General features: G+C 61.9%; 1 protein-coding gene and 2 pseudogenes. All 3 read right to left on the reverse strand.

What is annotated here, in order from left to right; all coding sequences use genetic code 11:
* Window positions 1-224: hypothetical protein (locus V8324_RS21715; protein WP_336421970.1), on the reverse strand; the 224-nt coding region annotated here is incomplete at its 3' end.
* Between the two features lie 59 nt (window positions 225-283).
* Window positions 284-1,312 (reverse strand): annotated as a pseudogene (locus tag V8324_RS21720) (IS110 family transposase).
* Window positions 1,313-1,496: 184 nt separating this feature from the next.
* Window positions 1,497-1,682, reverse strand: a pseudogene (locus V8324_RS21725) (IS5/IS1182 family transposase); the annotation flags it as partial.

The raw sequence follows: 1,682 nt of genomic DNA on the forward strand, positions 1-1,682 counted from the left end.
ATAATGCGCAAGCTCTTGGAGACCGCCAACGCGCTGGTCAAAGCTGACCGCATCGGGGTCGATAAAACCCCTTGCGCATGACGGATACTCAGGATCCGGCATTTCCAGAAGCCGCGGGCCGGGACGGTGATCAGCGGATCGGGTCCACATCTGAAAACGAGCTTTCGGGCTCGCAGCAGCCTTCTGGTTCTCCCGGTCCGGATCTGTTCGATCGTTTTGCCCATTCAGGTCGTCGTCTTCTCACACCCCCCTTGGCACCGTTGCTAGCGGTTCGACATGTCCATCATGCCGCGCCTCCCAGCGCCGGATCCTTGTAAACTTCGTTCTTTGTCAGCATGGCCCAGATCTTCCGGGCCATCTTGTTGGCCAGCGCCATCGCGACCAGCATCCCGGGCTTGCGCGCCAACATGCATGACAGCCAGCTGCCCTCCGTAATTGTGCGCATCCCAAGCCAGCCCAGTCGCGACATTGCGCCAATGATCAGGAGGCGTCGGATATCGGCCTGGCCGACCTTGATCATACGACCCAAGCGCTCCTTGCCGCCAGATGAATACTGCCTGGGCACCAAACCCAACCAGGCCGCGAAGTCGCGCCCGGTCTTGAACTGGACCATGTCCGGTCCGAACGCGTCCACCGCCACAGCCGTCAGCGGTCTGACACCCGGCATGGTCTGGAGCCGGCGCGCCCTGTCCGACTGTGTGGCCAGCGTCTTCAGTTTCGTGGTGCGAGTTGTGATACGCGCCGTTTTCTCTGCAATCTGTGCCAGCAGGTCCTGGCATTCCTCCCGGATCAGCGTAGGCAAGTCGGTGGTCTCATCTTCCACAAGCGCCGGCATGCGATCGAGGTGGCGTATTCCGATGGGAAACACGTGGCCATGCTCATACAGAAGCCCCCGCAAAGCGTTCACGTCTGCGGTGCGCTGATGAATCAGGCGCTCCCGGCCGCGGAAGACCGCCGCGCGGGACTGCTGCTCGACCGTCTTGGCTTCAACGAAGCGCATCTCGGGCAGGCGGCCCGCGATCACGTTCGCCTCGGCATCCGCGGCGTCATTTTTCTGGCGTTGGACGAAGGGGCGCAGATATCGTGGTGCGATCAGTTTCACCTCGTGCCCGAACACCTCCATCTCGCGTGCTCAGTGGTGCGCGCTGCCGCAAGCCTCAAAAAGCACCAGGCAGGGCTTCTGCCGGGCTCTGAACACCGGGAACTGATTTCGCGTGAGCTTTTTACTAAACCGGACCTCTCCTGTCCGCAGCGCGCCATGGAACTGGAAAACATTCTTTGCCAGATCGACCCCGATCATCATAACCTTCATCTCGCCGTCCTCCTTTTTGCGTGGCGTTGAGCACCACGACTTTGGCACATTGCGATTCCGTCTCGGGAGGGCGGCAACCACTCCATCTGAAGAAGTCTGTTTGGAAGGACGTTTTCCCGTCTGCGGTGGTTTGAGGCCGGGTCATCCGCGGGTGCGGAACCCGGGCTCACGGTCGCTGCCGTGGTCAGGCAGCCAGGAGCTTCGGCAATCTTGCTAGGTTGCAGGCCGCCATGGTCATCGTGAACCGCGCGCGGACCCTGTCGCGGCCGCGGTGAACGGTCTTGGCCCAGCCGGAGGGGTCCTCGATCTTCTTGCGGTGTCGCTGGGACAGGGCGTAGCCGGGGTGATGGGTGGTTCGACCGTCGATGGC

Source organism: Roseovarius sp. D22-M7, from assembly GCF_037083785.1.
In the GTDB taxonomy this organism is placed as follows: Bacteria; Pseudomonadota; Alphaproteobacteria; order Rhodobacterales; family Rhodobacteraceae; genus Roseovarius.